Source organism: Flavobacterium sp. B183 (assembly GCF_023539155.1).
GTDB classification, from domain to species: Bacteria; Bacteroidota; Bacteroidia; order Flavobacteriales; family Flavobacteriaceae; genus Flavobacterium; species Flavobacterium tructae.
Genome location: NZ_CP097434.1, coordinates 593,709 through 617,715, shown reverse-complemented (window position 1 = coordinate 617,715; position 24,007 = coordinate 593,709). Strand labels below are relative to the sequence as shown.

Annotated in this window: 20 protein-coding genes; 8 read left to right on the top strand and 12 right to left on the bottom strand. The window is 36.3% G+C overall.

Annotated elements, in window-relative coordinates; translation table 11 throughout:
* Positions 1–61: 61 nt before the first annotated feature.
* The 3 genes from M4I44_RS02865 to M4I44_RS02855 all read right to left on the bottom strand — a co-directional run bounded on the left by M4I44_RS02865 (position 62) and on the right by M4I44_RS02855 (position 2,540).
* Positions 62–406, bottom strand: coding sequence for a HopJ type III effector protein (locus M4I44_RS02865; RefSeq protein WP_249966461.1), 345 nt, complete (start codon positions 404–406; stop codon positions 62–64).
* A 145-nt stretch (positions 407–551) separates the two neighbouring features.
* The gene (gene rsmI, locus M4I44_RS02860) at positions 552–1,271 is read right to left on the bottom strand and encodes a 16S rRNA (cytidine(1402)-2'-O)-methyltransferase (protein WP_249966460.1); all 720 of its coding nucleotides are present in this window, start codon (positions 1,269–1,271) and stop codon (positions 552–554) included.
* A 126-nt stretch (positions 1,272–1,397) separates the two neighbouring features.
* Positions 1,398–2,540, bottom strand: a complete 1,143-nt coding sequence (locus M4I44_RS02855) for a hypothetical protein (RefSeq protein ID WP_249966459.1) — start codon at positions 2,538–2,540, stop codon at positions 1,398–1,400.
* Positions 2,541–2,776: 236 nt separating this feature from the next.
* On the opposite strand from M4I44_RS02855, the gene M4I44_RS02850 reads away from it, so the two are divergent.
* Entirely contained in the window at positions 2,777–3,367 is a 591-nt protein-coding gene (locus tag M4I44_RS02850) for a thymidine kinase (protein ID WP_017496250.1), read from the top strand.
* A gap of 31 nt (positions 3,368–3,398) precedes the next feature.
* Complete coding sequence (locus M4I44_RS02845) at positions 3,399–3,827, top strand: hypothetical protein (RefSeq protein WP_249966458.1); 429 nt, start codon at positions 3,399–3,401, stop codon at positions 3,825–3,827.
* A gap of 152 nt (positions 3,828–3,979) precedes the next feature.
* Here the strand turns inward: M4I44_RS02845 and rpoN are convergent, their stop codons facing one another.
* The 3 genes from rpoN to M4I44_RS02830 all read right to left on the bottom strand — a co-directional run bounded on the left by rpoN (position 3,980) and on the right by M4I44_RS02830 (position 9,774).
* A complete protein-coding gene (gene rpoN / locus M4I44_RS02840) occupies positions 3,980–5,440 on the bottom strand; it encodes an RNA polymerase factor sigma-54 (RefSeq protein WP_017496248.1) in 1,461 nt (486 codons plus the stop codon).
* Positions 5,441–5,624: 184 nt separating this feature from the next.
* On the bottom strand, positions 5,625–7,073 hold the full coding sequence (asnS, locus tag M4I44_RS02835; protein WP_249966457.1) for an asparagine--tRNA ligase: 1,449 nt from the start codon (positions 7,071–7,073) through the stop codon (positions 5,625–5,627).
* A 334-nt stretch (positions 7,074–7,407) separates the two neighbouring features.
* Positions 7,408–9,774 carry an RND family transporter gene (locus M4I44_RS02830; RefSeq protein ID WP_089077220.1) on the bottom strand — a complete coding sequence of 789 codons (2,367 nt, stop codon included), beginning with the start codon at positions 9,772–9,774 and terminating at the stop codon, positions 7,408–7,410.
* A gap of 178 nt (positions 9,775–9,952) precedes the next feature.
* Between M4I44_RS02830 and M4I44_RS02825 the strand changes: the two genes are divergently transcribed.
* The 4 genes from M4I44_RS02825 (at position 9,953) to M4I44_RS02810 (ending at position 14,494) form a co-directional block, all read left to right on the top strand.
* On the top strand, positions 9,953–10,282 hold the full coding sequence (locus M4I44_RS02825) for a multidrug efflux SMR transporter (protein WP_017496243.1): 330 nt from the start codon (positions 9,953–9,955) through the stop codon (positions 10,280–10,282).
* A gap of 158 nt (positions 10,283–10,440) precedes the next feature.
* Complete coding sequence (locus M4I44_RS02820) at positions 10,441–11,202, top strand: sensor histidine kinase (RefSeq protein ID WP_017496242.1); 762 nt, start codon at positions 10,441–10,443, stop codon at positions 11,200–11,202.
* On the top strand, positions 11,165–11,884 hold the full coding sequence (locus M4I44_RS02815) for a LytTR family DNA-binding domain-containing protein (RefSeq protein ID WP_249966456.1): 720 nt from the start codon (positions 11,165–11,167) through the stop codon (positions 11,882–11,884). Before M4I44_RS02820 ends, M4I44_RS02815 begins: the two co-directional genes overlap by 38 nt.
* A gap of 339 nt (positions 11,885–12,223) precedes the next feature.
* A complete protein-coding gene (locus M4I44_RS02810) occupies positions 12,224–14,494 on the top strand; it encodes a cation:proton antiporter (RefSeq protein WP_017496240.1) in 2,271 nt (756 codons plus the stop codon).
* 214 nt (positions 14,495–14,708) lie between these two features.
* Here M4I44_RS02810 and M4I44_RS02805 read toward each other — a convergent pair whose 3' ends face one another.
* The 3 genes from M4I44_RS02805 to pyrH all read right to left on the bottom strand — a co-directional run bounded on the left by M4I44_RS02805 (position 14,709) and on the right by pyrH (position 18,833).
* A complete protein-coding gene (locus M4I44_RS02805) occupies positions 14,709–17,204 on the bottom strand; it encodes a DUF5686 family protein (RefSeq protein WP_249966455.1) in 2,496 nt (831 codons plus the stop codon).
* Positions 17,205–17,322: 118 nt separating this feature from the next.
* The gene (frr, locus tag M4I44_RS02800) at positions 17,323–17,886 is read right to left on the bottom strand and encodes a ribosome recycling factor (protein WP_249966454.1); all 564 of its coding nucleotides are present in this window, start codon (positions 17,884–17,886) and stop codon (positions 17,323–17,325) included.
* Positions 17,887–18,125: 239 nt separating this feature from the next.
* The gene (gene pyrH / locus M4I44_RS02795; RefSeq protein WP_017496236.1) at positions 18,126–18,833 is read right to left on the bottom strand and encodes a UMP kinase; all 708 of its coding nucleotides are present in this window, start codon (positions 18,831–18,833) and stop codon (positions 18,126–18,128) included.
* 187 nt (positions 18,834–19,020) lie between these two features.
* Here pyrH and M4I44_RS02790 point away from each other — a divergent pair, with 187 nt between their 5' ends.
* Together M4I44_RS02790 and M4I44_RS02785 are read left to right on the top strand one after the other, a co-directional pair.
* Positions 19,021–19,635 (top strand): thioredoxin family protein, encoded by a 615-nt coding sequence (locus M4I44_RS02790; protein ID WP_249966453.1) that lies wholly within the window; start codon positions 19,021–19,023, stop codon positions 19,633–19,635.
* Between the two features lies 1 nt (position 19,636).
* On the top strand, positions 19,637–20,374 hold the full coding sequence (locus M4I44_RS02785) for a phytanoyl-CoA dioxygenase family protein (RefSeq protein WP_249966452.1): 738 nt from the start codon (positions 19,637–19,639) through the stop codon (positions 20,372–20,374).
* A gap of 654 nt (positions 20,375–21,028) precedes the next feature.
* Here M4I44_RS02785 and M4I44_RS02780 read toward each other — a convergent pair.
* The 3 genes from M4I44_RS02780 to M4I44_RS02770 form a co-directional block, all read right to left on the bottom strand.
* Positions 21,029–22,327, bottom strand: a complete 1,299-nt coding sequence (locus M4I44_RS02780) for an Ig-like domain-containing protein (RefSeq protein WP_249966451.1) — start codon at positions 22,325–22,327, stop codon at positions 21,029–21,031.
* An 87-nt stretch (positions 22,328–22,414) separates the two neighbouring features.
* Positions 22,415–23,110, bottom strand: coding sequence for a tRNA pseudouridine(55) synthase TruB (gene truB / locus M4I44_RS02775; RefSeq protein ID WP_017496232.1), 696 nt, complete (start codon positions 23,108–23,110; stop codon positions 22,415–22,417).
* A complete protein-coding gene (locus M4I44_RS02770; RefSeq protein WP_249966450.1) occupies positions 23,110–23,907 on the bottom strand; it encodes an undecaprenyl-diphosphate phosphatase in 798 nt (265 codons plus the stop codon). The genes truB and M4I44_RS02770 overlap by 1 nt, the downstream gene beginning before the upstream one ends.
* Positions 23,908–24,007 lie beyond the last annotated feature (100 nt).

The window sequence follows — 24,007 nt, the reverse complement described above, 5'->3', positions numbered from 1 at the left end:
TTGTTGATTTTAGATTGCTGATTTCTGAAATCAAAAATCGTTAATCAAAAATCTTAGATAATTATTTTTGTTCTAAAGCATTTCCTTCAAACTGAATTCCGTCCCAGCCTAAATTGATGAAGTTTCTAATGTTTTGATGATTAGTCCCGTTGGGATCGCCCAAAACTTCCTCAAAATAGAAAGCTCCAAAACAGGCCAAAGTTTCGTCTTTAGTTAAGTTTTGTAGTTTTGCGAAAGAGAATAATTTGCAGGAACCGGAATTTTCTCCGGCAGCATTATGTTGTGTTCCGTTTTGGAAAGCAGTTGGAGTGAAGTTGTAGTTTTCTTCAATTACTGTAATAGTTTCCGGGAATGTTATTTCGTTTGGAGTTTGTTTTACTTTTTCTAAAAAGGCTTGTATGCTCATGATGTTTATGCTTTGCTATTTTATATATAATCTTGTTGTCCGTTCGATCGAAGTCGAGTGTCAGTTCGAGCGAAGTCGAGAACCGTTTGTGACATCTCGACTTCGCTCGATGTGACAAACCGGGGCTTAAAAACCAATGAAGTTTTTATTCTTCTTCGTTTTTCGAATATTTACTTTTCTTCGTTTCTTTTTCTATTGTTTTTCCGGCAACCACCACGACAATTTCGCCGCGTGGTGCTGTTTTTTCAAAATGTGCTAAAACTTCCTTAGCCGTTCCGCGTACATTTTCTTCATGCAGTTTCGATAATTCCCTAGAGACGCAAACTTGTCTGTCTTCTCCGAAATATTGAATGAATTCGGCTAAAGTTTTGACCAGTTTATGTGGCGAAACATATAAAATCATGGTTCGGGTCTCCTCGGCTAAAGTTAGAAAACGAGTTTGACGCCCTTTTTTGTCAGGTAAAAAACCTTCAAAGACAAATTTGTCATTGGGTAATCCGCTATTGACTAAGGCCGGAACAAAAGCGGTAGCTCCGGGAAGGCATTCCACTTCGATTTTATTCTCGACACAGGCACGCGTGAGTAAAAAACCGGGATCTGAAATAGCAGGAGTTCCTGCGTCTGAAATCAGGGCGATATTTTCACCCGCCTTCAGACGTGCAATTAAATTTTCGGTTGTTTTATGCTCGTTGTGCATGTGATGACTGTGCATGTGCGTACCAATCTCAAAATGCTTCAACAGTTTGCCACTGGTTCGGGTGTCTTCCGCCAAAATCAAATCGACTTCTTTCAGAATCCGAATGGCACGAAAAGTCATGTCTTCAAGATTGCCAATTGGCGTGGGAACGATATATAGTTTAGACATAATTTTTCTGAATTCTAAATGGATTTATTGGACACGAATTTCACTAATTGACACAAATTTTAAGTGTCTTTAGGAATTTTACAAACAAAAGGTTCGTGCTAATTCGTGTAATTTGTGTTTTAGTTTTTATGAAAATTTCTTTTCTACAATTCCTAAGAAACGTTCTGCATAATCATCTTTTCCATCCCAGTTGTTGTAATCCGGTTTTACCATATCCTCAATAAATTCTTTTGCTTCACCGTAAGTGTCAAAAGTCAGTAACTGATTTAAAACGCGGCTGTAATCTTCTGAACTGTTTCCAAAAAGATTTTTAGTGAAGGCAATTCGGTCGTTTAGATCAATGTGAAAACCTTTTGCCAGTTTTTCATTTAGAGTGGCAGCTTTCGGTTCAGCTGGAGTTTCTAATACAGTTGTTTCAACTGTTTTTTGCTCTTTGAATTCATTGATTGACGGTGTTGGTGTTGGAGTAGGAGAAACTGCTTCGAAACTGTCTACTTTCACAAAATGCGCATCGGCATAGTTTACACCTAATATCTCTTCAAAAGAAATGTGAACAGGTTCCGGTTTTGATGGGTTTTCTGCTTTTGGCTCCTCTTTTTTCGGTTTCTTTTCTTCTTGTACTTCTTCTGATTTGTCCAGTTCGAAAGCAGGAATAAAAGCAGGAATCGGTTTAGAATTACTAATAGTTGTAAACGAAAGTTCTGCCATAGTTTCCGGTTCTTTTGTTGTTTCTGAAATTGGTTCTTCCATTTTTTCAACAATTGGTTCGGCTGCGATTTCGGCTATCGGTTCGGCAATGGTTTCTACAATTGGTTCGGCTGCTGTTTCTTCAGGAATTTCTGTTGCTACCTCTTCGAAAATCTCAGGCTCCGGATTTATATCTTCCGAGGGTTCACCAATTGCTTCTTCAGGAGTTTCAGGATCCGGATCTGATTCTTTTGGCGACTCAGCAGTAATTTCTTCAGCAATTACGGGCTGTAAAGGTTCTTCAGCTGCTATTTCTTCAACGATTATCGGAGTTTCGGTCTGAACTTCTGTTGGAATTATTTCTTCTTCTTTTTCAAAGATGGCTTCAATTTCAGAATGGATTTCGCTATGGCCAATGGTTGGCTTCAGAGTGTCGAAATTTTCATCTACAAATTTTAAAACCGCTAGTTTTTCATATAATTTCTGCGTTTCAAGATACAATTGATTGATATCGGATTTGTTTTTAAGCTTTAAAATTCGATGAGCAATGCTGATTAAATCGGCTTCCAATTTTTTTTTCATAACTGTTGAAATTATAGTGAATAGGGTATTTTAGTATATTTTGTATTTGAATGTCTTCATTCGTCGCCGAAATCTGAAAGATATTTTTTTATTTCTGTTAATACGCGTTTGCGAATCTTCGATTTGATAAAAATTTTCTACTTTTGAAAAAGTGAAAAATTGCGATTTTTTACGTCGATTTATTACCAGTACAAAGTAATAAAAACTATTCATTTTTAAAGGTAGAAAAATACAAAATGTTTCTCGAAAATACAGTAAATCACAAAGAACAATTTGGTTGGATTGAAGTTATTTGTGGATCAATGTTTTCGGGTAAAACCGAGGAATTAATCCGCAGATTAAAGCGCGCCCAATTTGCCAAACAAAGAGTCGAAATTTTTAAACCCGCTATTGATACCCGCTATCATGACGAAATGGTGGTGTCTCACGATGCCAATGAAATTCGTTCTACTCCGGTTCCGGCGGCTGCCAATATCTCTATTTTAGCGCAAGGTTGCGATGTGATCGGTATTGATGAAGCACAATTTTTTGATGATGAGATAGTGACGGTATGTAACGATCTCGCCAATCAGGGAATTCGTGTGATAGTTGCAGGACTTGATATGGATTTTAAAGGAAATCCTTTTGGACCGATGCCGGGACTTATGGCAACCGCCGAATATGTTACCAAAGTTCATGCGGTTTGCACCCGAACAGGAAATCTTGCCAATTACAGTTTTCGTAAAACCGATAATGATAAGTTAGTGATGCTTGGCGAAACGGAAGAGTACGAGCCACTGAGCCGTGCAGCCTATTTTAATGCCATGAAAAAGATTCAGGATAAATAAAGTTTTCTTTCTTAACCAAACAAACGAACAGATGCAGCAACCAACTAAAAAAAAGAATTCAACCATTTTAATAGTGTGTGCAATTGCGGCATTATTGCTGGCTTTGATTGCATATTGTTCTTTTAAAGAGCCTGTAACAGATAAGGGAATGATTGAGTTGGTTGCAAAATACAACGAAAATTGCCCTTTAACCATTCAGGAAGGAATTCGTCTGGATAATGTTACACTGCCTAAAGATAAAGTGGTTCAGTACAATTTGACTTTGTTAAATGTTGAAAAAGAAACTGCCGAAATTGAAGTGATTAAGCGAAATATAGAAGAAAGTCTCCTAAGTACGGTTAAAGCAAATCCGGGGCTTAAAGCTTTTAGGGATAATGATTTTACCCTGATCTATAATTACGATGACAAAAAAGAAAATTATCTGTTTCAGATTATGATAACGCCGGATCAGTACAAATAATTTAACGACTTTAATAAGTAAATAAACCCGACAGGTTTCAAAAACCTGTCGGGTTTGTTGTTTTTGAGGTAAAAAAAAACCTAACAGTGTTTAAAAAGCTGTTAGGTTTGTTTAATAGAATATTTTTTTCTTCTTGTAAGAAGATTAAAAACTTAAATTTTCTTCCTCATTCTTGCTACCGGAATGTCTAATTGTTCACGGTATTTTGCAATAGTTCTTCGGGCAATTGGGTATCCTTTTTCTTTCAGGATTTCGGCCAGTTGATCGTCTGGTAAAGGTTTCTTTTTATCTTCCTCTTCAATGGTATTTTGAAGAATTTTTTTAATTTCTAAAGTAGAGACATCTTCTCCCTGATCATTTTTCATGGCTTCAGAGAAAAACTCTTTGATCAGTTTTGTACCGTATGGCGTTTCCACATACTTACTGTTGGCTACACGTGAGATCGTCGAAATATCAAGACCAACCATATCCGCAATGTCTTTTAGGATCATTGGTTTTAGTTTGGTTTCGTCACCGTCCAGAAAGTATTCTTCCTGATAATGCATGATAGCGTTCATAGTAACAAAAAGAGTTTCCTGACGCTGTCTGATAGCATCGATAAACCATTTGGCCGAATCCAGTTTCTGTTTGATGAACTGAACAGCATCTTTTTGTGCCGATGATTTATCACGGGAATCTTTATATGTCTGCATCATTTCCTGATAATCTTTAGAAACGTGCAGGGAAGGAGCATTTCGTCCGTTTAAGGTAAGTTCCAGTTCTCCGTCAACAATTCTAATGGCAAAATCGGGAACAACGTTCTCTGTTACTTTATTGTTTCCGGTGTAAGAACCTCCGGGCTTTGGATTCAGTCTTTCGATTTCGTGAATGGCTTTTTTAAGCTGTTCGTTCGAAACACCATATTTCTGTAAAAGCTTGTCGTAATGTTTCTTGGTAAAAGCATCAAACTGATTCTCGATAATATCAATCGCTAAATCAATATATTCGGTTGGAGTTTTGTGTTTTAACTGCAGTAGCAGGCATTCTTGTAAATCACGTGCTCCGACTCCCGAAGGTTCGAGCTCATGAATGACATGAAGCATTTTGTCGACCATTTTCTCATCGGTGTAAATTCCCTGAGTAAAAGCCATATCGTCTACAATATCCGGAACAGTTCTGCGGATGTAACCCATATCGTCAATACTTCCAACAAGGAATTCAGCGATTTCGCGTTCTTCATCATTTAAAATAAAAGTATTCAGCTGATTGATTAAATCCTGATGGAAACTAATTGGCGAAGCAAAAGGAGTTTCGCGCTCCTCGTCTTCACTGTAATTGTTCACCTGAGTTTTGTAATCAGGTGTGTCGTCGTCGCTTAGGTATTCGTCAATGTTAATGTCGTCTGCTTCGATTCTGTCTGATTCAGCATCATCGTAATCGTCGTAGTCTTCATTGGCAAATTCATCGGCTTCGTATTCGTCTTCTTTACCGGCTTCGAGGGCCGGATTTTCGTTCATTTCTTCCAGTAAACGTTGCTCAAAAGCTTGCGTAGGCAATTGAATTAACTTCATCAGCTGAATTTGCTGTGGAGATAATTTTTGGGATAATTTTAGATTTAAAAATTGCTTTAGCATTTGATTTTGTTAAAAGTTTCAAGTTTCAGGTTTCAGGTTGTAGAACGTGCCACAATTTGAAACTTGAAACTTGAAACAAATATTATTATTTTAGTTCAAACTCCAATAACTTGAAACCTGAAACTAATTTTATTATATTTAAAAAACTTAGAACCTCAGTATCTCAGTACCTTAGAGCCTTTTTTTAAAACTCTGCATTCCCGGGAGTTCTCGGGAAAGGAATTACATCACGGATGTTTGTCATTCCGGTTACAAACAATACCAAACGTTCAAATCCAAGTCCGAAACCTGCGTGAGTTGCCGATCCGAATCTTCTGGTGTCTAAATACCATGATAATTCTTCTTCGTCAATTTCTAAGGCTTTCATTTTTTCAACCAAAACGTCGTAACGCTCTTCTCTTTCTGAACCACCAACGATTTCTCCAATTCCAGGGAAAAGGATATCCATGGCACGAACTGTTTCTCTTCCAGGTTCAGTATTGTCGTTCAGACGCATGTAAAACGCTTTAATATTTGCTGGGTAATCAAATAAAATTACCGGACATTTAAAGTGTTTCTCCACTAAATAACGCTCGTGTTCCGACTGTAAATCAGCTCCCCATTCGTTGATGATATATTGGAATTTCTTCTTTTTATTTGGAGTTGAATCTCTTAAAATGTCAATTGCTTCAGCATAAGAAACACGTTTGAAGTTGTTCTCTAAAACAAAGTTTAGTTTCTCTAATAAAGCCATTTCGCTTCTTTCTGCCTGAGGTTTTGATTTCTCTTCGTCTAAAAGTCTGCCTTCTAAAAATTTCAAATCATCCTGACAGTGGTCTAAAGCATATTTAATTACATACTGAATAAAATCTTCAGCTAAATCCATGTTGTCATCCAGATTGTTGAAAGCAACTTCCGGCTCGATCATCCAAAACTCGGCAAGGTGACGGGAAGTATTTGAATTTTCGGCTCTAAAAGTTGGTCCAAACGTATAAATCTGACCCAAAGCCATTGCATAGGTTTCACCTTCTAATTGTCCGGAAACCGTTAAGTTGGTTTCTTTTTCGAAGAAATCTTCTTTATAATTTACTTTTCCGTCTTCAGTTCTTGGGGTGTTGTCAAAAGGTAAAGCTGTAACTTTAAACATTTCTCCTGCACCTTCAGCATCAGAACCTGTAATAATTGGAGTATTTACGTAAACAAAACCTTTGTCCTGAAAATACTTATGAACAGCATAAGACAATACCGAACGCACACGCATAATAGCACCAAACATATTAGTACGTACACGTAAATGTGCATTTTCGCGCAAGAAATCTAAACTAGGTTTGTTTTTTGGTTGTATTGGGAATTTCTCTGCATCCGAATCTCCTAAGATTTCCAGTTTGTTTACCTGAATTTCGTATTTCTGACCCGCACCTTTACTTTCGATCAAAGTACCAATTACAGAAATAGCAGCACCGGTAGTGATTCTTTTTAAAGTTTCATCAGGTGTATTTTCAAAATCAACAACACATTGTATATTATTAATGGTAGAACCGTCATTAAGCGCGATGAACTGATTATTTCTAAAAGCTCTCACCCATCCTTTTGCATTCACTTCCTGTAACGTCGTCGTACTGTTTAATAAGTCTCTAACTTTTGTGTGTTTCATTTTTATATATAATTGATATTAAGTAATATTCATTTTGAACAACTGCAAATATAATCGATAATAATTAATTTTTGAAGCTGATTCCCGCTCTTCGCTGTATCTTTCTGTTTTTGGCGGAAAAAACAGAAAGGATGCCGCTTCGATCGGGGCTAGTGCTCTCGTTTTCAGGAGAAGCATTTTTTTATTTTACGTTTTGTCATTCCGAGGAACGAGGAATCGTACTAGAGATTCCGCAAAGAAATTTGTCAATCTTTGTCGAGTTTCGACTGCGATTCCTCTTTCCTCGGAATGACAACATTGTGTTTTAATCTGTGTTAATTCGTGCAATTCGTGTTTACTTCTCCAGATTCTCCAAATCCTCTTTCTTAGCTTTCTTTTTCTCAAAAGTCAGTACCAAAGCAGGTAAAACCAATAGATTCGCAAACATTGCAAACGCTAATGTACAGGAAATTAATCCTCCCAATGCGATGGTTCCGCTAAAGCTGGAAAGCGTGAAAGTGGCAAATCCTAAAATTAAAACCACCGAAGTGTAAAAAGTACTGATTCCGGTTTCTCTTAAAGCACTGAAAACTGATTTTTTTACCTTTCCGTTATTCTGCAACAAGTCATGGTGGTACTTCGCCATAAACTGAATTGCATTATCAACTGAGATTCCGAAAGCGATACTGAATACTAGTATTGTCGAAGGTTTTAACGGAATGCCAAAATAACCCATCAATCCCGAGGTGATACAAAGCGGTAAAATATTGGTGATTACCGATGCAAAAACCATTTTAAACGATCGGAACAAGTAAAGCATCAATACGGCAATTACTAGTATTGCAAAAATCAAAGACTCAATTAAATTGTCAACTAAATAAGACGTTCCTTTTTGAAATACTAATGCTTTTCCGGTTACAGTAACTTCATAACGGTCTTTCGGGAAGATTTCATCAATCTTGCTGTGAAGTTTTTTCTCCACTTTTGCCATTTCATCCGTACCAATATCTTTCATGAAAGTAGTGATTCGGGCATATTGTCCGGTTGAATCTACGTAAGCTTTCATCAGATTTTCTTTGCTGTTTTTGGTAGCATTTTTAGCATATGACAAAATAAAAGTCTGTTCCTGCGATGTCGGCAATTGATAATATTCCGGATTTCCGTTATAGAAAGCCTGTTTCGAATACTTCACCAGATTTACAATAGAAACCGGTTTCGCTAATTCAGGCATTTCTGTGATGGTATTCTGCAATTCATCCATTTTGCGAATGGTAGAGGCTTTCATGACACCCTTTTTCTTTTTGGTATCAATCATAATCTCAAGCGGCATTACGCCGTTAAATTCTTTTTCGTAGAAGATGATATCCTTAAAGAAAGAGGCACTTTTTGGCATTTCGCCAATCAAACTTCCCGAAACTTTCATTTGAGTAACTCCAATAACACTGAAGGCTAACAATAAACCGTAAATGATATAGATTACTTTTCGTTTATTTTTTACCACATTTTCAACAAAATCCAATAGGGTTGAAATGTATGTTTTGGTGAGATGGTACAAATGTTTTTCGCCCGGAACCGACATGAAACTGTAAATGATCGGTACAATTAAAAGTGTCAGGAGGTATACAGAAATGACATTGATAGAGGTAACCAAACCAAATTCAAAAAGCAAATCGTTTCCGGTAATCATAAACGTTGCAAAACCTATTGCTGTCGTTAAATTGGTCATTAGAGTAGAAACTCCAATTTTCGAAATGATACGCTGTAAAGCCTTTGCCTGATTATTATGAAGTTTGATTTCCTGTTGGTATTTATTGATCAGGAAAATACAATTCGTAATTCCGATTACAATAATTAATGGCGGAATGATCGCCGTTAGAATCGTGATTTTATAATGAAATAATCCTAAAGTTCCGAAAGACCAGATTACTCCAACAATCAAAATACAGATGGAGATAAAGGTAGCTCTGTACGAACGGAAGAAGAAAAAGAAAATCAAAGAAACCGTTAATAATGCCGCGCCAATAAAAAGACCGATTTCACCTTTCATATTGTCAGCATTGATCGTTCTGATGTAAGGCATTCCCGAAACACGCAAATCGATTCCGGTGGTTTTCTCGAATTTATCAATTTTCGGAACCAGATTTTCCAGAATAAATGTTTTTCTTTCAGCGGTGTTTACAAGTGCTTTGTTGATGTAAATGGCCGAACGGATACTGCCGCTTTCTTTGTTATAAAGCAATCCTTCGTAAAAAGGTAAATTATGAAACAAGTCATATTGTATCTTTTTTAAATATTCCGGATCTGTTGCTTTGCTTTGATCGATGAACGGAGCGAGAACAAATTTTTCGTTAACGGTATCTTTTTCCAGTTTTTTTAAATCGTTTAAGGAAACTACTAGATCTACTTCTTTTGATTTTTTAAGACCCGTCATTAATTCATTCCAGGCAGCATAATTTTTTGGTGTGAAGAATTTTTTATCCTGAAAACCAATTACAACCAGGTTTCCTTCTTCGCCAAATTTATCCAGAAATTTTTGATAGTCTTTGTTTGCAATATGATTTTTCGGAAGCAAGTTTGCTTCGGTATAAGTCATGGAAAGGTTTTTCCATTGGTAACCAAGGAAAATGGTCAGGGCAGCGACCCCAACGAGTATAGAAATTCTATTTTTAAGTATGATTCGGGCTAATTTTTCCCAAAATCCAACTTGTACGGCGTTTTTCATAAAAATTGTAAAATGGATGCAAATGTAGTGAAAAGTGCTCGAAATCATAAATATTCGGCTTGGTTTTTACGGTTTGTTAACACAATTGGAATGTTCCCGCAATCTAAAAATGGGATATTTTGTAGCATTCTATGCTAGGTTTTCTCATCTTTGTATCTCATTTAAAAAGGCGTAGAAAATGAATTGGATTTTATTAGTAATCGCAGGACTTTTTGAAGTTGCATTTGCCTCTTGTCTGGGCAAAGCCAAAGAAACGACAGGAATGGTTTCGACTTATTGGATGATTGGTTTCTTCGTTTGTCTTTCTATCAGCATGTTTTTGCTGTATAAGGCGACACAGGTACTGCCTATTGGTACTGCCTATGCAGTTTGGACAGGAATTGGAGCCGTTGGAACTGTTCTGGTTGGAATCTTAATTTTTAAAGAACCCGCTACTTTCTGGCGAATATTTTTTCTTTCGACTTTAATCGCTTCGATCATTGGGCTGAAATTTGTTTCCAGTCATTAATGAATGTTGGCACGCGGATTTTACAGATTAAACGGATTTACACGGATTGGTTTATTTTATGCGATTTAAAATTTAATCCAATCTTACAAAATCTGTGAGAACCAAATTTAATCCGTAAAACCCGTGGGCAAAAAAAACTTTTAAACTTTACATAAACAATGCAAGAAAACAATACAATCACTTTTATTTTTCTGGCGATTCTTTTATTGCTTATCGTTATCATCTGTTTTTTGATGTATCAATTGATGCAGTTCAAAAAGGCAAAGGACGATGCTGAGAAAAGTTTCTATGCACTCGAAATGAAGGTTAATGACTTGCAGTTGGAAACTTTAGAGTCTAAACTGAATCCGCATTTGTTTAAGAATATTTTAAATTCGATACAATCTCATGCGTATCAAACCTATTTTGCTTTAGATAAACTGGCCAATGTATTGGACTATATTCTGTATGAGAGCAAAAAGAAATTTGTTACTGCCCGGGAGGAGATTGACTTTGCACTCAATTTAATCGAAATCAATAAAATTAAAGTCAGTCCACTTTTTGAATTGAAAATCAAAACCAATATCAATAAAGAAGACAAATTGTACGAACAGCCTTTATTGGCACCGTTAATTTCGATTGATTTAATTGAAAACGCGTTTAAACATGCCGATCTTCAGAGTGCCGATGCCTTTATCTCGGTAGTTTTTGAGTTTAGAGACAATGCTTTTTTTATGACAGTTTCGAATAAGATATCAAATAAAAAAGTCTTAAAAAAAGAACGAAGCGGTTTTGGTCATGCTACTTTAGAACACCGATTAAGAATTATTTATAAAAACAACTTCAAACTCGAAAGGTTTGTCGAAAATGACGTTTATATTGCTCATCTAAAAATAGATTTACTTGAATACAAAACTGAAATGCTTGCTGCTGGACGATGAGCTGCCGGGCTTAACGTATCTGAAAATGCTTTGTGAACAGATTCCTGAATTGGAAATTGTAAAAACATTTAACAATCCCGAAAAACTCCTTGCCGAAATACCGAATCTCGATTTTGATTTGTTAATATCGGATATCGAAATGCCAGGGATCGACGGTTTGCATCTGGCAGAAATGCTGGACAATAAACTGGTTGTCTTTTGCACCGCTTACAAAGAGTATGCTGCCGAAGCGTTTAATATTGACGCGGTAGATTACATTACCAAACCGGTAAAACTCGAACGTTTGCAGAAAGCGATTTCGAAAGCCCTGGAGCGTTTCGATAAACCTGATGCAGCAAAGAAGTTCATTCAGTTAAATACAGATAAAGGCAAAACATTGCTTTACTTCAATCAGATTCTATACATCAAAACGGCAGTTAGTGACAGTCGTGATAAAACCGTACTTCTTACTGACGGTAGTTTTCTGAACTTAAAAAATGTGAAATTCGACACCCTTTTACAGGAACTTCCCGAAGCCGATTTTTGCCGTGTCAACAAAAAGGAAATCGTAGCAGTAAAGGCGATAAAGTTTTTTAATCACAATGAAATCGTTTTGCATCATCAGGAAAAAGACGGTAAAAACAGTGCATTGATTCTAAGTGAAACCTATCGTGCCGATTTCCTGAAAAGAGTCAAACTATAAGATGATCCGCTAAGGCCGAAGTCCGAAGCCCTGTCTGGCTGAGTGAAGTCATGTCCGGCTGATCGAAATCGTGTCCGGCTGATCGAAGTCGTGTCCGGCTGAGCGAAGTCATGTCAGGCTGATCGAAGTCATGTCCGGCTGAGCGAAGTCGAAGCCCCCCTTTTTTTTAGTTAGAAAAGCTTTCGACTTCGCTCAGAATCACAATCGTTTTAGCTGTCGTTATTAACTTATTACAAAGTTTTTCGGACTTGTTACATGGATTGAAAATTAGCTGTAAATTTACTTTTGCACTACAGTTGGAGTGTTGATATTTGCAGCAATAAATCTAAAAAACGAGTTATGAATAATCTTAAAAACTCCTTGTTTTACATTACGGTTATTGGCGGTTTTACAGGCCTGATCTATTGGGTAATTTCAAAAGGGGTTTCACTTGAGGCCGGACGCGGAGTCGTTCATAAAAAAATAGAAAGCAACCACTGGAATGATTTTCTTCATTCGATGATAGAAAACCTACAGCATCCTTTGGCTATTTTATTAGCACAGATCGTGACTATTATTTTAGTAGCCCGTTTGTTCGGATGGTTTTTTAGAAAAATAGGACAGCCTTCCGTAATTGGAGAAATGATTGCCGGAATTGTTTTAGGACCTTCTTTGGTCGGAATGTATTTTCCTGAATTTTCTGCCGCTTTATTTCCAAAAGAATCTTTAGGGAATCTGCAATTTTTAAGTCAGATTGGTTTGATTCTTTTCATGTTTGTGATTGGAATGGAATTGGATTTGAAAGTTTTGAAAAACAAAGCACATGATGCTGTAGTTATAAGTCACGCAAGTATTGTAATCCCTTTTGCCCTGGGTCTTTCATTAGCTTATTTTATCTACCATACTTTTGCTCCGGTTGGGGTGGAGTTTGCCTCTTTCGGACTGTTTATGGGAATTGCGATGAGTATTACGGCATTTCCGGTTCTTGCGCGTATAGTGCAGGAGCGCGGAATGCAAAAAACAAAACTCGGAACTATCGCCATTACATGTGCCGCTGCCGATGATATCACGGCATGGTGTATTTTGGCAGTAGTAATTGCTATTGTAAAAGCAGGTTCGTTTACAAGTGCTTTGTATGTAATTGGTCTGGCAATATTGTATGTAATTGTCATGCTGAAAATAGTTCGTCCGTTTTTAAAACGTGTAGGTGATTTAAATTCAACACGTGAGAGCTTGAATAAACCTGTGGTTGCCATCTTTTTTCTAACCTTGTTGTTCTCTGCATACGCTGCTGAACTTATCGGAATTCACGCTTTGTTTGGCGCTTTTTTAGCCGGAGCAATTATGCCTGAAAACAATACCTTCAGAAATATTTTTATTGAGAAAGTAGAAGATGTTGCGATCATCGTTTTATTGCCATTGTTCTTTGTGTTTACCGGTTTACGCACACAGATTGGTTTATTGAACGATCCGTATTTGTGGAAAGTAACTGCCGTAATTATCGGAGTAGCCGTAGCTGGAAAGTTCTTCGGAAGTGCCTTTGCAGCGAAATTTGTCGGACAAAGCTGGAAAGACAGTTTGGCGATCGGAGCTTTAATGAATACGCGTGGTTTGATGGAGCTTGTGGTTCTAAACATTGGTTACGACTTAGGGGTTCTGTCAACAGAAATTTTTACCATGATGGTTATTATGGCTTTGGTAACTACGTTTATGACTGGTCCGGCACTGGATTTAATAGATTTTATATTTAAAGATAAGGTAACCGCCATTCCTCAGGAAATAGGAAATAAAAGCAAGTATAAAATTCTGCTTTCTTTCGCAACACCTGAAAAAGGAAAAAAATTGCTTAAACTGGCCAACAGTCTGGTTAAAAAACAAGCCGATAATTCGATTGTGACCGCCATGCATTTGTCGTTAAGTACCGAAATACATTCGTTTGATATAAAAGACCATGAGCGCAAAATGTTGTTGCCGGTCGTCGAAGAATCAGAACGTCTGAATCAGAGTATGGTTAGCGTTTTTAAAGTAACAAACGATATTGATACTGATATTATTGATACAGCAAATCAGGGAGAATATGATTTATTATTAGTCGGATTAGGGCAGTCTATTTTTGAAGGAACCTTGTTGGGGAAAATTCTTGGATTTACGACCAGAATCGTAAACCCGGACCGTCTAATCGATAAGTTTACCGGAAAAGAAGGGTTGTTTGAAAATTCTCCTTTTGATGAAAGAACACGTCATATTATTGCAAAAAGCAAAATGCCGGTAGGAATCTTTATCGATAAAAATCTGGAAGAAATCAATCAGGTTTTCATGCCGGTTTTTAGTAAGGAAGATGCTTTCTTAATTGATTATGCCAAAAAATTAATCAACAATAACGGGTCTCAGATTACCGTTCTGGATGCCAGCGGGGAAGTAAAAAATACCAGAGATATTCAGGAAACGATTCGTTCGATCGAACAGATTGCGCCGAATCACATCATGATCATGCACGACCGAACGATTAAAAAAGAATTCTTGGAGAATCAGAACTTAATGATTATCAGTTTAGACAGCTGGAAAAAATTAATAGAATCTCAGAGTACCTGGTTGAACAATACACCTTCGGTATTGATTTTGAAACCATAGAGAAATTTAATTTTAATTTTATAAATCCCAAATTCCAATTTTGCTGGAGTTTGGGATTTTTTGTTTGACACGCGGATGACACAGATTCGCTTTGCGAAAACGCTGATTTGCACGGATTTTTTGTTTCCTTATTTCTTTGAGGTTTCTCTTTCTGTTGAAACGAAACTAAACCTTCAATTGGGATTTGGGATTTAAAAAAATGGGAATTTTAGACTTAAAGACCTAAATCCAGCACATAAGAAATTTTAACGGCAATGTTATCCTCAAATTTCATTAACTGGTTCGGGCCATATCGATAAAAGCCGCCGAAACCAATGCCTTTGTAAATTTTGTTTAGTTCGATTCCGGATTCAAAAAAGCCTCTGTCTAAAGTTTTATAGATTGGACCTACATGTTGTTGCGGATTTTCCATATTTCCCCATGCCATTCTCGTTACCAGTACTAAGGAAGGACGTACTTTTTTGAGGATTCTGATTCGGTCAAAGCCATGTTTAAGTTGAAAGAAGACATATTGACTGGAGAAAAACTCATTAAAAAACATCGTTTCAAAACTGTTTCGTCCGGCAAAGGTAATACGCTGGATAATGGTTTCCTTGGTTAAGTTGTTGGGCATGGTATTGTAAAGATGGGTAATGGGAACATCACCCGTAGCATAACCTCCCTGCAGAAGCAAACTCGTTTTTTGACCGTTTAGGTATTTCTTCTCGTATTCAGCTTTGAAATCTATTTTCCCAAAAGTGAAATCGTTTTCCATTACATTAGGTAATGATTGTGTGTACTGAAAAGTAAACCTTGGAAATCTTTTATCGGTTTCAGTTCTCCCGGTTGGAGTTTGCATAAAAGCACTAAAAGGAGCCCATACGATCGAAACCATTGCTGTAGTCATAATATAATCCGAATACAGCTTTCCATTGTAATTAAAAAGATAATCAAATTTAGGCTCGACATAAGTTCTCGAAAATTCCAGTACGGCTTCCGTTTTAGGAATAATTTTGGTCTGTATATTAGCTTTCCAGCCCACATATTGATAAAAAGTACTAATGTTAATCGGACGCGGATCGTAAATTTTGAAAACACGTTTGTCAACGGCAAAAACGGTACTCGCAATTTCCCGAACATCATCGGTATAATATCCGTTTACCCAAGTATTGGTGTTTTTGTCCAATAAAAATCCTGCTCCCAGACTGTATTTGTGCTGACCGTCTTTTGTACCGTAAGCAGAGTATCCCTCAATTCTGAAGTTTTTAGAAAAACGGTCATTGGTAATACCGCCAAGCCCCAGTCTGAAACCTTCGTAATTGTTGTAACTGATAATCTTTTTTAAATCCAGATCAACAGGTCCGATCGGGAAATAACCGTTGATGATTTTTCGTCCAAGCCCCAAACGATTTTCGATTCTTTTCTTTATCGAAAGGCTGTCAATTAACTGATAGGTTCTCTGGCTTTTTAAGTCCAGATCTTCTTTTCTGTATTCTTCCCAGAAGGCTTCCGGTTTTTTGTTGGCATCGTCTTTAATTTCAATGTAAAGTGCCGGATCTTTTATAGGGGCAGTAGTGTTGTAGTGAATGTCAAAATTGTTACTCTCAGATAGCAGATAAGTAAAATCGGAAGCCGATTTTTTTCGGGGTTCAAAATTATCCTCAACATCTCCATCAAACTGGATGGTTCCGCCTAAAATTTTAATATCATCATCGTTTTTCCCTTTAACAATTTTAAAAGTAGTGTTGCTTTGGAACCATATTTTTTCACTCGGTACATATTCAAATTCATGAATCCCGCTAATGTCCAGAACCCCTTTGATACGCATTACCGCTTTAGCTATGGCAAAATTCTCCTGATCGATATACAAAACGCCTTCTAAACCGGATGCCTTTCTTCTTTGTTTGTTTTTGAAGTAAATCATGTACGTTTCACGTCCTTTTATAGTTACCGTGTCCAGAATTTTGTAATTGTAACTTTGAGGAGCACTATTCGAAATTGGATTTTCGTATTTCGTTTCAAACAGTTCGTATTTCAGGTCGTAAATCGAAATCGATTGCAGATTAAAAGCAATAACCTCATAAATAGGTTGTTTAAACCCGGACATTTTGGTTCCCAGTATCGTTTCTTTCAGTTTGTTGTTGCCAAACTGGTATTGTGAAACTTTCTCGGTTTGAAACAAGTGCTGCTTGCTAATTATTTCTTTGAATTTATAATCCGAAGAATCAATGTTAATGCGCTTTTTGTCGAAATTTTTGTACGTGGCTGTTGAGTCAATTCTGCCGTCAATAGAATCAGGATTTGCTGTTACAATAAGTTTGTTGTAGCTTTTGTATTCGAAACTGTTTAGTTTTTTTTGTGGATTGTTTTTGTTTTTATTCGCAATGACCTTCTTAATTATCGTAAGGGCCGGATTTTCATTTGAAACCACGACCTCCTTCAAATCGTCGGTTTTTTGAAAAAGAAAAACGGGGTAAAAAGTTTTATGATCCGTAATTACAATTGTCTTCGTTTGAAAACCAATGTAGGAAACGGTAAAAGTCTCCGGTTTTGAAAGAGCTTTTAGAATAAACTTTCCGTCAACATCCGTAATTGTATTAGTACTGCCGGAAGTTGTAATGGTAGCAAAAGGAAGCGGTTTGTTATTAGAGTCCGTTACAATTCCGTTTATTTGAAATTGTGCCTGAATGGTAAGCGTGAAAAACAAAGTCAACAAACAGAATAGCTTCATAGAGAATGTTATAGTTTCAAAAACGGACAACTTGTACTTTTGGTATGCAAAAATAACAATAAAAAAAATCCGTTCAGTATAATTTAACTAAACGGATTTTATTTTGTGTTGAATAGAATTACACCTTCATGATTTCGGCTTCTTTAGCAGCCAGTAATTCATCGATTTTTTTGATGTAAGTATTGGTTAAATTCTGAACCTGCTCCTCAGCTGATTTGCAAATGTCTTCAGAAGTTCCTTCTTTTTCTAATTTTTTGATATCCGTATTGGCATCTTTACGTACGTTACGAACCCCAATTTTAGCATCTTCTGCTTCAGCTTTCGCTTGTTTAGCCAGTTCTTTACGACGTTCCTCTGTCAAAGGCGGAACACTAATGATAATAACGTCTCCGTTGTTCATCGGATTGAAACCAATGTTGGCAACCATGATCGCTTTTTCAATTACAGTCAACATGTTTTTTTCAAAAGGTTGTAATGTAATTGTTCTGGCATCAGGAACACTGATTTTTGACACTTGAGAAAGTGGTGTTGCAGCTCCGTAGTAATCTACAAAAACACTTCCCAACATTGCCGGAGAAGCTTTTCCTGCACGAATGTTAAGAAATTCTTTCTCTAAGTGCGCAATCGAACCGTTCATAGATTCCTCCGTACTGTCTAATATAAATTCTATTTCTTCCGTCATTTTTTTAGATTTTTAGATTTTAGAGGATTGGTTTTTCAAGTTTTAACGAAAATACTCCTCTAATTTACTAACTAATATATTTCTTTTTTTTGATTTTAAGATGGCTGGATTTTTAGATTATTGGAAATTCTCCAAAAAAACGGCATTCAAAACTTTAATCAATCTGTGTTTTTTGACAAATTAGAACTATTACAATTTCTAAAAATCGAATAATCCAACGATCGAACAATCTAAGAAGTCTAAATGTTAACTACTGTCCCGACGTTTTCACCTTCACAGATTTTCAAAAGATTACCAATTTTGTTCATATCAAAAACAACGATTGGCAATTTGTTCTCCTGGCTTAAAGTAAAAGCGGTAGTATCCATAACGTTTAGTCCTTTTTTAAGAACATCATCAAACGAAATAAAATCAAATTTCACAGCCGATGCATTTTTTTCCGGATCAGAATCATAAACACCGTCTACACGAGTTCCTTTTAAGATCACATCTGCATTGATTTCAATTCCTCTTAAAACGGCCGCTGTATCAGTTGTAAAATAAGGATTTCCGGTTCCGGCACCAAAAATTACAATTCTTCCTTTCTCAAGATGACGGTCTGCTCTTCTTTTAATGTAAGGTTCTGCAATAGACTCCATTTTCAAAGCAGTCTGCAAACGCGTTTTCATTCCTTTGTCTTCAAGTGCTCCCTGCAAAGCCATTCCGTTAATTACGGTAGCAAGCATTCCCATATAATCGCCTTGTACTCTATCCATACCGGCACTTGCACCTGCAACGCCTCTAAAAATATTTCCTCCTCCAATTACAATAGCAATTTCTACTCCTTTACTGTGAATTTGCTTAATCTCTTCAGCATATTCGGCTAATCTTTTAGGGTCAATACCGTATTGTAAATCACCCATTAAGGCTTCGCCGCTAAGTTTTAGAAGAATTCTTTTATATTTCATTTCTGTGTTGCGTTAATTTGTGCAAATATAGACATATTCTGATTTTTAGAAATAATGTTTTAAAAAAAATAATAGTTCTTTTCGTTTTGAATTTATAACGTTTTTTCGGATTTCTCCGAATGTGACAAAAGTCATTCTTTAAGTCCTCTTAAAAGTTGTAATTTTATAGAATTCAAAAAAACTAAATATGAAAAGTACTATAGCGAAATCATTATTCAACAGTCATTCGTATACCGAATATCGAAAAATAGTTACCGATTTATTACTGGAAGGGAAATCAACAGGCAATGAACAATCCGAAAGCTTAACCAATTACAGTAAGCTGAATGAGGCCAGGATGAACCGACTGGAGAAAACCATGAAAGTTTCCGATGAGGTACTTTTAGAATTGGAAAATTTAAAACATAACTATATCTGGCTGGTGATTTCTGAAGGCTGGTGTGGTGACGCGGCACAAATACTTCCTATTATTAATAAGATGGCTTTAGCTTCACATAAAAAAATAGATCTCCGAATCGTTTTTCGTGATGAAAATGACGCATTAATGAATCAATACCTGACAAATGGCGGGAGGGCCATTCCAAAAGTAATTGTGATTTGTAAAGAAACCGGAATAGCCCGAGGGGACTGGGGACCCAGACCCAAAGGTGCTAGTGAATTAATGGCAAACTATAAAAAAGAGTTTGGCGTAATTGATGAAAAAATCAAAACTGATTTGCAATTGTGGTATTTGGCTGACAAAGGATTAAGTACTCAAAACGAACTTATGGATATCATGCGTGCACTCGAAATTAGGGAGTAATATGAATAATTTTGAGCAAAACGGATATGTGTTTCTGAAGGATTTCTTTTCGGAAAATGAACTGGCAGCAATTGAAAAAGTACTCGTTAAATTTCACGAAATCTGGTTGCATGATAATGAAATAAGTTATGAAAAAGGGGCTATAAACAGTCACAGCCTGACCAAGGGAGATTGTTTAAAGGAGGAAGAAAAAACACGTCTTTTTGAATTTATAACTCAAACCAAATTTGAAGAAATACGAAGCGTTATCTTTCCTAAACCGCCTGTTTTTTTGAATACCCAGCTTTTTTTTGATCCAAAAGAGGGAACCCGGAAGAATTATTGGCATCGTGACATACAATATACAGGAATGTCTGTTGAAGATCAAAAGAAGGCCATCAAAACTCAAAATGTAGTTCACTTCAGGATTCCCCTGAAAAGTGAACGAGGAATTGAATTGATTCCGAAAACACATCGCGAATGGGATTTACCGGAAGAGTTTGAGGTTAGAAATTCTTTGAACGGCCGTCTTCAAAGTGACGATTTAAAACGTGGAGAAATTGTAAGATTGAATCGGGGAGATTTATTGGTTTTTTCTGCCAATATGATTCATCGTGGTATTTATGGAAAGGATAGATTTTCTCTGGATATCATTTTTTGCGATAATATTCCTTTAATGAAAAGTTTTATTGATAAGGATAATTTACCATCAACAAAAATATTGGAGAAGCTAATAAACAAACAGCTTTTTGATATTTAGTAAGTCGATAATGACGAGTAAGACTGTTGAGATAGATTCCTTGGGTTTTTAAGAAATAAATCGTTGAACAGCCTTATTTTTCAGGTATTCTACTGTAAATAAGAATTTTAGTAATAAAAAATATGCTAAAAATATTTGTATTGCTTCAATTTTTTGTAACTTGCGGGAGTCATCCCACTTCTATTATTCATTTTCTTATTTACTCTTTTTATTGGTGTTTATTTAATGTTTAACAACTAAAAATTACACTATCATGAAAAAGTTATTCGAAAGATTTTACGATTTTGTTTCGGGCTTGTTGTTTGGAGGAAAGAGTATATCTCATTACTAACTTCAAAAAACAGAGCTTATGAAATAGAACTACTTTGTAAGAAGTTGGCACATTGCTATGGGGATTCCTGAAGTAATGTGCTTTTTGTTTTTAAAACAGGATTTTTAGTGGTCAAAAAGGGCTGTTTCAAAAGGGAATTGTACTTAAAACTCCATATCAATTAAAATTGGTGTCAAAAGGAGTTCCTTTTATTTTTTTCTGAAATTGCTTCGGCGGAGAAAAATGCTTATTGCAAATGTCATTTTTCAATAGTATATGCTTTAGCGGAGCGGAATATAAATCTTTTGACACAACCTCTTTTTTTATAAAATGGTTTTGAAATTTTACTCCGCAGTTTTAAAATCGATTAAAAAAGGTTTTAGCCTCACTCCGTTTTGTTTTCTGAAATTATCCGAAATTAAAATTTGGTAATGTTGGCCGGGTTTTAAATCCGCCTTGATAGTCCAGGATTTCATATCCGATGACCAGATTCTTTCTGTACTTATTCTTGGAAAAAAGTTTTCACCAAGCGGGCCAAAATCTACGCCTGTACTGCGCCCGTTTAGCGGTTCCGAAAAAGTAATCGTGATTTCAGTTTCTCCCGATTTTACTTTTTGACTTCCGTTTTTAAATGCAGAGACAGATACAACGTGAGGCCTTTGTTTTTCGTAATTCTGACGTAATTTTTTTAGATTTTGCGGAAACAACTTGGTGCCATCTACTATGCGTGCCACTTCTTTTTCATTGTGGTAATCTAGTTCAATTAAGGTCTTTATTGCTTTCGCTTTGTCTTTGGATGAATTGTAATAACGTTCGCAGATTTCATAGCCTATATAATATCCCAGATCTCTAACTTTTAAAAGATTTCTGTTTTCTCCCCAGATCCAGTTGTAATTGTTGCTTTTGATGTACAAATCTGCGATGAACTGATCAATTACTTTTTGCTGATTGCTTTTCCCGAATTCAATTGCAGGAGAGCTTGATTTTTTATGGGTTACTTTACAGGAAACAAATTCGGCAACACCTTCGTAAAGGCACATCAAAAGCAAATCTTCGACCAGCTCTTTTTGCTGAGTATGCACATATTCGTGCGTGCAGAGCAGTGCAATGTTTTTTCGAGGCTCGTATTCTTTGTAAAAGGGTTGTCTCCAGGCTGGGAGTTCATCAATAACAGTAGTTTCATCTGCCAGACTTAGTTCGCTTCCAATTAAAACACGATCTTCCTGAATGGTTCCGTTTGTTCGAAATGCACCAATAGAAAAATAAATAGTGGATGGTTTTAAATCGGGATAGGCTTGTTTTAGTTTACTGATGTCGGCATCAATTTCTGGATAAAGTCCGGCGGAATTTAAAGTGTTTGGTTTTAATGAATTCCAGAATTTAGGATATTTATTTATGGCATTGATGTAGTCTTTGGCGGTATAATTTCGAACCTCGAGCAAGCTTTTTAAGCCTGGAGTAGCTTTGTCCAGATAGAGTTCTTTTAAAAAAGAGTATTGTTTGATGCTGTCTTTTTCGGCGACAATTTTATCGTAAGCCTTCCAGAAATTATCAATATCAGTGGAAACCATTTTTTGATTAACGGTTTGACTGCTTGATGAGATTGTGAAGACAAACAAGAGTAGTAAAAAGTGGTTTTTCATGTTTTGGTTTTTAATCTTGCGACTAAAGTACAAAAAAAGGAAAATACACAACCTTGCTTAAAGGGGCTTGGAAAAAAAAATTATGCTTTATTCCTGCTGAAGACTTTCTTCAAAAAGTGTAATGTCAATAGCATTTTTCACATCGTAATCGCCAATTTTAGTTCGGCGTAAAACCGTTAAATGCGATCCGGAATTCATAGCTTTTCCAAAATCAAAAGCCAGAGAGCGAATATAAGTACCTTTACTACAAACCACTCTAAAATCTACTTCAGGTAAAGCGATTCGGGTAATTTCGAATTCATGAATGGTCGTTTTTCTGCTGGCAATTTCTACCGTTTCTCCGGCACGCGCATGCTCGTACAAACGAACACCGTCTTTTTTTATCGCAGAAAAAATAGGTGGTTTTTGGTCAATTTCACCTAAAAATTGTTTCACCGTTTCATGAATCAGTGTTTCGTCAATATGATCGGTTGGAAAAGTCTGATCGATTTCGGTCTCTAAATCGTAAGATGGAGTAGTAGCTCCGATATAAAAAGTTCCGGTATATTCTTTTGCCTGACCCTGTAGTTCAGAAATTCTTTTGGTAAACTTTCCTGTACAGATTAGCAATAGACCAGTTGCCAAAGGATCTAAAGTTCCGGCATGACCAATTTTGAACTTTTTAGGAAGTCCGACTTTATTGATTAAAAGGTATTTTAATTTATTGACAGCTTGAAACGAACTCCATTTTAAAGGTTTGTCAATCAATAAAACCTGTCCGTTTAGATATTCTTCAGGAGTCATTATATAATCGTAAGAGGATGAATGAAAAAGTGAATCAGCAACAGAACGATTCCTGCAATGATTCGGTAATAACCAAAAACTTTAAAACCGTTTTTAGTCAAAAATCCAATAAAGGATTTGATTGCCAGAAGCGCTACAATAAAAGCAACGACATTTCCAATTACCAGTATGTTAATCTGATCGTGAGACAGTTCGAATCCGGCTTTGTAATAATCATAACATTTTTTTACTGTCGCACCCAACATGGTTGGAACAGCCAAAAAGAAAGAGAATTCTGCCGCTGTGGTACGGGATAATTTTTGAGACATTCCGCCTACAATACTGGCCCCGCTTCTTGAAACTCCCGGAATCATAGCAATACACTGGAATAAACCAATTTTAAAAGCTTGTAAATAGGTAATTTCAGAAGAACTTTCAGTTGCATTTGGATGGTTGAACCACTCGTCAACTTTTAGTAAAATTAAACCTCCTATTAAAAGAGAAATAGCAACTGTAACAGGATTTTCTAATAAGCCATCGATAAAATCACTTAGCAATAAACCTAATACGACAGCCGGAATAAAGGCAACCAAAAGTTTAAAATAAAAATCAAGTGTTTGAAAGAATCGTTTGAAATACAAAACGACTACCGAAAGTATCGCACCAAGCTGAATGACAATGGTGAAAAGTTTAGTGAAATCTTCATGAGCAATTCCGAAAAAGGAAGAGGCAATAATCATGTGACCCGTTGAAGAAACAGGCAAAAATTCAGTGATGCCTTCAATAATAGCAAGAACGATAGCTTGTAATGTATTCATTTAATAAGATTGTTAGATTTTAGATTCTTTAGACTTCTTAGATTTTATAAAAGATTATCTGAATAATCTAAAGATCTAAGAAGTCTAAGGAGTCTAAATA

Coding starts and splice junctions, on each gene's coding strand:
- M4I44_RS02865 (WP_249966461.1), bottom strand. CDS start 406: ATGAGCATACAAGCCTTTTTAGAAAAAGTAAAACAAACTCCAAACGAA.
- rsmI (WP_249966460.1), bottom strand. CDS start 1,271: ATGTCTAAACTATATATCGTTCCCACGCCAATTGGCAATCTTGAAGAC.
- M4I44_RS02855 (WP_249966459.1), bottom strand. CDS start 2,540: ATGAAAAAAAAATTGGAAGCCGATTTAATCAGCATTGCTCATCGAATT.
- M4I44_RS02850 (WP_017496250.1), top strand. CDS start 2,777: ATGTTTCTCGAAAATACAGTAAATCACAAAGAACAATTTGGTTGGATT.
- M4I44_RS02845 (WP_249966458.1), top strand. CDS start 3,399: ATGCAGCAACCAACTAAAAAAAAGAATTCAACCATTTTAATAGTGTGT.
- rpoN (WP_017496248.1), bottom strand. CDS start 5,440: ATGCTAAAGCAATTTTTAAATCTAAAATTATCCCAAAAATTATCTCCA.
- asnS (WP_249966457.1), bottom strand. CDS start 7,073: ATGAAACACACAAAAGTTAGAGACTTATTAAACAGTACGACGACGTTA.
- M4I44_RS02830 (WP_089077220.1), bottom strand. CDS start 9,774: ATGAAAAACGCCGTACAAGTTGGATTTTGGGAAAAATTAGCCCGAATC.
- M4I44_RS02825 (WP_017496243.1), top strand. CDS start 9,953: ATGAATTGGATTTTATTAGTAATCGCAGGACTTTTTGAAGTTGCATTT.
- M4I44_RS02820 (WP_017496242.1), top strand. CDS start 10,441: ATGCAAGAAAACAATACAATCACTTTTATTTTTCTGGCGATTCTTTTA.
- M4I44_RS02810 (WP_017496240.1), top strand. CDS start 12,224: ATGAATAATCTTAAAAACTCCTTGTTTTACATTACGGTTATTGGCGGT.
- M4I44_RS02805 (WP_249966455.1), bottom strand. CDS start 17,204: ATGAAGCTATTCTGTTTGTTGACTTTGTTTTTCACGCTTACCATTCAG.
- frr (WP_249966454.1), bottom strand. CDS start 17,886: ATGACGGAAGAAATAGAATTTATATTAGACAGTACGGAGGAATCTATG.
- pyrH (WP_017496236.1), bottom strand. CDS start 18,833: ATGAAATATAAAAGAATTCTTCTAAAACTTAGCGGCGAAGCCTTAATG.
- M4I44_RS02790 (WP_249966453.1), top strand. CDS start 19,021: ATGAAAAGTACTATAGCGAAATCATTATTCAACAGTCATTCGTATACC.
- M4I44_RS02785 (WP_249966452.1), top strand. CDS start 19,637: ATGAATAATTTTGAGCAAAACGGATATGTGTTTCTGAAGGATTTCTTT.
- M4I44_RS02780 (WP_249966451.1), bottom strand. CDS start 22,327: ATGAAAAACCACTTTTTACTACTCTTGTTTGTCTTCACAATCTCATCA.
- truB (WP_017496232.1), bottom strand. CDS start 23,110: ATGACTCCTGAAGAATATCTAAACGGACAGGTTTTATTGATTGACAAA.
- M4I44_RS02770 (WP_249966450.1), bottom strand. CDS start 23,907: ATGAATACATTACAAGCTATCGTTCTTGCTATTATTGAAGGCATCACT.